The sequence below is a fragment of the Escherichia sp. E13S3 genome (assembly GCF_004212325.1).
Taxonomy (GTDB): Bacteria; Pseudomonadota; Gammaproteobacteria; order Enterobacterales; family Enterobacteriaceae; genus Escherichia.
The window spans coordinates 363699-370052 of record NZ_RHJR01000002.1 but is presented as its reverse complement, the minus strand read 5'-3'; the positions used below and the strand labels follow the sequence as shown (position 1 = coordinate 370052).

Genomic DNA, 6354 nt, shown 5'->3' with positions numbered 1-6354 from the left:
AGCTCACTGTCGCGAGGTGGCATATATTACGCTTTCCTCTTTCAGAGTCAAGCGTTTATTTTCGCTTTTCTCTGCCGGAATTCTCAGGAGAATCCCGCTGACCCGGCGGCTTGTTCGCCGTTGTTCCGTGTCAGTGGTGGCGCATTATAGGGAGTTATTCTGAAGAGACAAGCGGAAAATATAAAAAATTTATCGTTCGTTCAATTCTTAAGCGAAACACCTTAAAAACGACCATTTCCGGTTGGAAATTAGACAAAAAGCGAGCCCCGAAGGGCTCGCTTTTCTTATTTACTGGACGGCGACAATCCGGTCTTCATTAACTTCCAGGCGAATAACTTTACCCGGAACCAATTCACCAGACAGTATTTGCTGTGCCAGCGGGTTTTCGATCTGCTGCTGGATAGCACGTTTCAGAGGACGTGCACCATAGACCGGATCGTAACCGTTCTCGCTCAGCAGTTTCAGCGCCTCGTCAGAAATGTGGATTTCATAACCACGTTCTTCCAGACGTTTGTATAGACGTTTCAACTGAATCTGCGCAATCGACGCAATGTGCTGTTCACCCAGCGGATGGAAGACCACCACTTCATCGATACGGTTAATGAATTCCGGACGGAAGTTATGGCTTACCACACCGAGCACCAGCTCTTTCATGTGCGCATAATCCAGTTCACCAAAGCGTTCCTGAATCAGATCAGAACCGAGGTTAGAAGTCATAATGACCACCGTATTACGGAAGTCGACCGTTCTCCCCTGCCCGTCAGTCAAACGTCCATCATCCAGTACCTGCAACAGAATGTTGAAGACATCCGGATGCGCTTTTTCCACTTCATCCAGCAGGATGACGGAATACGGACGACGACGCACCGCTTCAGTCAGGTAGCCACCTTCTTCATAACCGACATATCCCGGAGGCGCACCAACCAGACGAGACACCGAGTGTTTCTCCATAAACTCGGACATATCGATACGGACCATCGCCTCGTCGCTATCAAACATAAAGTTCGCCAGCGCCTTACAAAGTTCAGTTTTACCCACACCAGTTGGGCCGAGGAACAGGAATGAACCAATCGGGCGATTTGGATCCGCCAGCCCCGCACGGCTACGACGAATAGCGTTAGATACCGCATCAACCGCTTCGTTCTGACCAATAACGCGCTGGTGCAGTTCTTGCTCCATACGCAGCAGTTTTTCGCGCTCGCTTTCCATCATGCGAGAAACCGGAATCCCCGTCCAACGCGCCAGCACTTCAGCAATTTCGGCGTCGGTCACTTTATTACGCAACAGACGCATAGTTTTGCCTTCGAGCTGCGTTGCGGCTTCCAGTTGCTTTTCCAGTTCCGGGATTTTGCCGTATTGCAGTTCAGACATCCGCGCCAGGTCACCCACACGGCGAGCCTGTTCAATAGCGATTTTCGCTTGTTCCAGTTCCGCTTTAATGGTCTGCGTACCAGAGAGCGACGCTTTCTCTGCTTTCCACTCTTCTTCTAACTCGGAGTACTGACGTTCTTTGTCGCTCAGTTCTTCGTTGAGCATATCCAGGCGTTTTTTACTGGCTTCATCAGACTCTTTCATTAACGCCTGTTGTTCCAGTTTGAGCTGGATGATACGACGATCGAGTCGGTCGAGTTCTTCTGGTTTTGAGTCAATCTGCATACGAATGCTGGATGCTGCTTCATCGATCAGGTCAATGGCCTTATCCGGCAGCTGACGGTCAGCAATGTAGCGATGAGACAACGTCGCCGCTGCAACAATTGCCGGGTCAGTAATTTGCACATGGTGGTGCAGCTCGTAACGTTCTTTCAGGCCACGCAGAATAGCAATGGTGTCTTCAACAGAAGGTTCTGCAACAAACACTTTCTGGAAGCGACGTTCCAACGCAGCATCTTTTTCGATGTACTGGCGATATTCGTCCAGCGTCGTAGCACCCACACAGTGCAGTTCACCGCGCGCCAGTGCCGGTTTCAGCATATTCCCGGCGTCCATTGCGCCATCGGCTTTACCTGCGCCAACCATAGTATGTAATTCGTCGATAAACAGGATGACGTTGCCTTCCTGTTTGGAGAGATCGTTAAGCACGCCTTTTAAACGTTCTTCAAACTCACCGCGATATTTCGCCCCAGCCACCAGCGCGCCCATATCCAGCGCCAGTACGCGGCGGCCTTTCAGCCCTTCCGGCACTTCGCCATTGATAATACGCTGCGCCAGACCTTCAACGATGGCAGTTTTACCAACACCAGGTTCACCAATCAGCACCGGGTTATTTTTAGTACGACGTTGCAGTACCTGAATGGTACGGCGAATTTCTTCATCACGACCAATCACCGGATCGAGTTTGCCTTGTTCGGCTCGTTCGGTAAGGTCGATGGTGTATTTTTTCAAAGCCTGACGTTGGTCTTCAGCTCCTTGATCGTTCACGCTTTCACCTCCACGCATTTGTTCAATCGCTTGAGTAATGTTGGCGGTGGTCGCCCCTGCTGCTTTCAGGATATCGGCCAGCGTGCCGCGAGACTCAAGTGCCGCCAGAACGAACAGTTCTGACGAGATAAAGTTATCACCACGTTTTTGCGCCAGCTTGTCGCAAAGATTAAGAACGCGCACCAGATCCTGTGATGGCTGGACATCGCCACCAGTACCTTCAACCTGTGGTAAACGGGTTAATGCCTGAGTGATATCTGTGCGCAACTGGCCAGCATTGATGCCAGCAGATGTTAATAAAGGACTAACCGAACCCCCTTCCTGATTCAGCAGGGCGCTCATTAAATGAAGTGGTTCGATGAATTGGTTGTCGTGCCCGAGTGCAAGTGATTGGGCATCGGCAAGAGCAAGCTGGAATTTATTAGTAAGACGATCCAGACGCATAACTCCTCCCATAACGGATCAAAGTTGCTACTGGAGATTAAATGAGGTCATCCCTCAATTATTCAAGGTTATTGACCAGATTAATGTGAAAAGAAAATCACGCGTACCGGATCGTCTTGATTCTTTAGGTTATATCAGCCAAATGAAACTTGCCATACGACCGGTGGTCTTGTCGCGACGATAAGAGAAGAAAGTCTCATTTTCCGTATATGTACAACGGTCGCCGCCGAAAATTTGTTCAACACCAACGCTCGCCAGACGCTGCCGGGCAAGCTGATAAATATCCGCCAGATACTTATCACCATGCTGAATGAAAGCTGTACTCGCTTTGGCGTCTACTGCCATAAACGCCTCGCGAACCTCCGGCCCCACTTCAAACGCGCGTGGACCAATTGCCGGCCCCAACCAGGCAAGAATGTTTTCGGGCTTATCGGCAAAGCAGGAAACCGTCTCTTCCAGAACGCCAGCGCACAATCCGCGCCAGCCTGCATGGGCAGCCGCGACTTCCGTTCCTGCCCGATTGCAAAACAGCACTGGCAGGCAATCGGCTGTCATTACGGCACAAACCGTGCCGGGTGTGTTGCTATACGAGGCATCCACCCGTTTTGAGGTATAAGGTTCGCCAGTAAGCTTAAGCACATCTTTGCCGTGTACCTGCTCAAGCCAGACCGGTTTTGAAGGCAAATTACCCGCAGCAAAAAGCCGCTTGCGATTTTCCTCGACGTGCTCCGGGTTATCACCACAATGAGCACCGAGGTTGAGCGAGTCGTAGGGCGGCAAGCTCACGCCGCCGACACGGGTAGAGCTACAGGCCGCAACACCTTTTGGCAGCGGCCACTGCGGGACAATCAGCTTACTCATAACCAGTCCACTTCATCCTTGTGCTCTTCGAAATCGGCACGCATCACCTCAATCAGCTCCACCATATCTTGTGGAATAGGCGCATGCCATTCCATTTCAATGCCGGAGATCGGGTGATAAAGACGCAGCATGGTTGCATGTAGCGCCTGGCGGTCAAACTTACGCAGCGTGGAGATAAACGCTTCCGAAGCACCTTTTGGCGGACGCGGACGGCCACCATAAACCGGATCGCCCACCAGCGGATGGGTGATATGGGCCATATGCACGCGGATCTGGTGCGTACGTCCTGTTTCCAGACGCAGCCGCAGACGCGTGTGCACACGGAAGTGTTCCATAATGCGATAGTGAGTGACCGCCGGTTTGCCCATGGGATGTACCGCCATGTGAGTACGTTTGGTCGGGTGGCGGCTGATTGGCTCATCCACCGTGCCACCAGCAGTCATATGACCAATTGCTACCGCTTCATACTCACGAGTAATTTCACGTCGTTGCAGAGATTCCACCAGGCGCGTCTGGGCTGGAACGGTTTTTGCCACAACCATCAGGCCAGTGGTGTCTTTATCCAGACGATGGACAATACCCGCACGCGGTACATCGGCAATGGGTGGATAGTAATGAAGCAACGCATTCAATACCGTGCCATCCGGGTTACCCGCGCCAGGATGTACCACCAGGTCGCGCGGTTTATTAATGACGATGATGTCTTCATCTTCATAGACGATATCCAGCGGGATATCCTGCGGTTCAAAACGCGCTTCTTCTTCAATCTCGGCGTTGATGGCCACCAGCTCGCCACCTAATACTTTTTCTTTCGGCTTATCACAAACTTTGCCGTTAACCAGCACGCGCTGGTCGAGGATCCATTCTTTTATTCGCGAACGTGAATAATCCGGGAACATTTCGGCTAAAGCCTGATCTAAGCGTTGACCGAGTTGGTTTTCGGACACTGTTGCAGTGAGTTCTACTCGTTGTGCCATATATACTGCTTCTTCGTTTATCGTTGGGGTTTTACGGCTTTGCCGTTTAATATAGTGTGCTATTGTAGCTGGTCTTAACCGGGAGCAGGAACAGAGAATCTCCCGTATTACATTTTGAGGAAAGTCAAAACGTCATGACGCGCATGAAATATCTGGTGGCAGCCGCCACACTTAGCCTGTTTTTGGCGGGTTGCTCGGGGTCAAAGGAAGAAGTACCTGATAATCCGCCAAATGAAATTTACGCGACTGCACAACAAAAGCTGCAGGACGGTAACTGGAGACAGGCAATAACGCAACTGGAAGCGTTAGATAATCGCTATCCGTTTGGTCCGTATTCGCAGCAGGTGCAGCTGGATCTCATCTACGCCTACTATAAAAACGCCGATCTGCCGTTAGCACAGGCTGCCATCGATCGTTTTATTCGCCTCAACCCGACCCATCCGAATATCGATTATGTCATGTACATGCGTGGCCTGACCAATATGGCGCTGGATGACAGTGCGCTGCAAGGGTTCTTTGGCGTTGACCGTAGCGATCGCGATCCTCAACATGCCCGAGCTGCGTTTAGTGACTTTTCCAAACTGGTGCGCGGCTATCCAAACAGCCAGTACACCACTGATGCAACCAAACGTCTGGTGTTCCTGAAAGATCGTCTGGCGAAATATGAATACTCCGTTGCAGAGTACTACACCGAACGTGGCGCATGGGTTGCCGTCGTCAACCGCGTCGAAGGCATGCTGCGTGACTACCCGGATACCCAGGCTACACGTGATGCGCTGCCGCTGATGGAAAATGCTTACCGCCAGATGCAGATGAACGCTCAGGCTGAAAAAGTCGCGAAAATTATTGCCGCTAACAGCAGCAACACTTAACTGGTGTGATATACGCAAAACGGCAGCCCTGGAGCTGCCGTTTTTTTATTCGATTTGAACGCTAACTAAAGCGATTCAGTCGCGACTGATCCTATCAAATATGGCTCGCTTTGAGACATTCCTCAAGTAAAAAAACACCTCTTCCTGCGATTTCTCACAAAAAAACTTCGTTGACAAAAAGTGACAAAATTATGAGATTTTCATCACACATTTTGACATCAGGAGCGGTATGCTGAATTCACCAAGACGGGAAGACAAGAGGTAAAATTTATGACAATGAACATTACCAGCAAACAAATGGAAATTACTCCGGCAATCCGCCAACATGTCGAAGACCGTCTCGCCAAACTGGAAAAATGGCAAACGCACCTGATTAATCCGCATATCATTCTGTCCAAGGAACCACAAGGGTTCGTTGCTGACGCCACTATCAATACACCTAACGGCGTTCTGGTTGCCAGTGGTAAACATGAAGATATGTACACTGCAATTAACGAATTGATCAACAAGCTGGAACGGCAGCTCAATAAACTGCAGCACAAAGGCGAAGCACGTCGTGCCGCAACGTCGGTGAAAGACGCCAACTTCGTCGAAGAAGTTGAAGAAGAGTAGTCCTTTATATTGAGTGTATCGCCAACGCGCCTTCGGGCGCGTTTTTTGTTGACAGCATGAAAACAGTACGGGTACTGTACTGAAGTTGCTTAAGGAAACAAACATGAAACAAACGCCGTTTTTCTTCGCATTCTTTTTTACCTTCCCCTGAATGGGAGGCGTTTCGTCGT

The 6354-nt window shown here is 50.4% G+C and carries 6 protein-coding genes and 1 other annotated feature (1 of these 7 cut by a window edge); of the genes, 3 read left to right on the top strand and 3 right to left on the bottom strand.

Annotation, left to right across the window (positions count from 1 at the left end):
- Window positions 1-288: 288 nt before the first annotated feature.
- From clpB to rluD, 3 genes are all read right to left on the bottom strand, one after another.
- Window positions 289-2862, bottom strand: coding sequence for an ATP-dependent chaperone ClpB (gene clpB / locus D9597_RS02975; RefSeq protein ID WP_130221579.1), 2574 nt, complete (start codon window positions 2860-2862; stop codon window positions 289-291).
- A gap of 129 nt (window positions 2863-2991) precedes the next feature.
- Entirely contained in the window at window positions 2992-3723 is a 732-nt protein-coding gene (gene yfiH, locus D9597_RS02970) for a purine nucleoside phosphorylase YfiH (RefSeq protein WP_130221578.1), read from the bottom strand.
- Window positions 3720-4700: a 23S rRNA pseudouridine(1911/1915/1917) synthase RluD gene (gene rluD, locus D9597_RS02965; RefSeq protein ID WP_115438707.1), complete on the bottom strand. Its 981-nt coding sequence runs from the start codon at window positions 4698-4700 to the stop codon at window positions 3720-3722. Before rluD ends, yfiH begins: the two co-directional genes overlap by 4 nt.
- A 134-nt stretch (window positions 4701-4834) precedes the next feature.
- Here rluD and bamD point away from each other — a divergent pair, with 134 nt between their 5' ends.
- From bamD to pheL, 3 genes are all read left to right on the top strand, one after another.
- Complete coding sequence (gene bamD, locus D9597_RS02960) at window positions 4835-5572, top strand: outer membrane protein assembly factor BamD (protein WP_000197686.1); 738 nt, start codon at window positions 4835-4837, stop codon at window positions 5570-5572.
- Window positions 5573-5842: 270 nt separating this feature from the next.
- Window positions 5843-6184, top strand: coding sequence for a ribosome-associated translation inhibitor RaiA (gene raiA / locus D9597_RS02955; RefSeq protein WP_000178461.1), 342 nt, complete (start codon window positions 5843-5845; stop codon window positions 6182-6184).
- A gap of 102 nt (window positions 6185-6286) precedes the next feature.
- Window positions 6287-6354: a sequence feature (Phe leader region), on the top strand; it runs 58 nt beyond the window's last position.
- A complete protein-coding gene (gene pheL / locus D9597_RS02950) occupies window positions 6288-6335 on the top strand; it encodes a pheA operon leader peptide PheL (protein WP_100229775.1) in 48 nt (15 codons plus the stop codon). It overlaps the preceding feature by 48 nt.

Excerpts from the sequence above, each read along its gene's own strand:
- rluD (WP_115438707.1), bottom strand. The coding sequence starts at position 4,700 with ATGGCACAACGAGTAGAACTCACTGCAACAGTGTCCGAAAACCAACTC.
- raiA (WP_000178461.1), top strand. The coding sequence starts at position 5,843 with ATGACAATGAACATTACCAGCAAACAAATGGAAATTACTCCGGCAATC.
- clpB (WP_130221579.1), bottom strand. The coding sequence starts at position 2,862 with ATGCGTCTGGATCGTCTTACTAATAAATTCCAGCTTGCTCTTGCCGAT.
- yfiH (WP_130221578.1), bottom strand. The coding sequence starts at position 3,723 with ATGAGTAAGCTGATTGTCCCGCAGTGGCCGCTGCCAAAAGGTGTTGCG.
- bamD (WP_000197686.1), top strand. The coding sequence starts at position 4,835 with ATGACGCGCATGAAATATCTGGTGGCAGCCGCCACACTTAGCCTGTTT.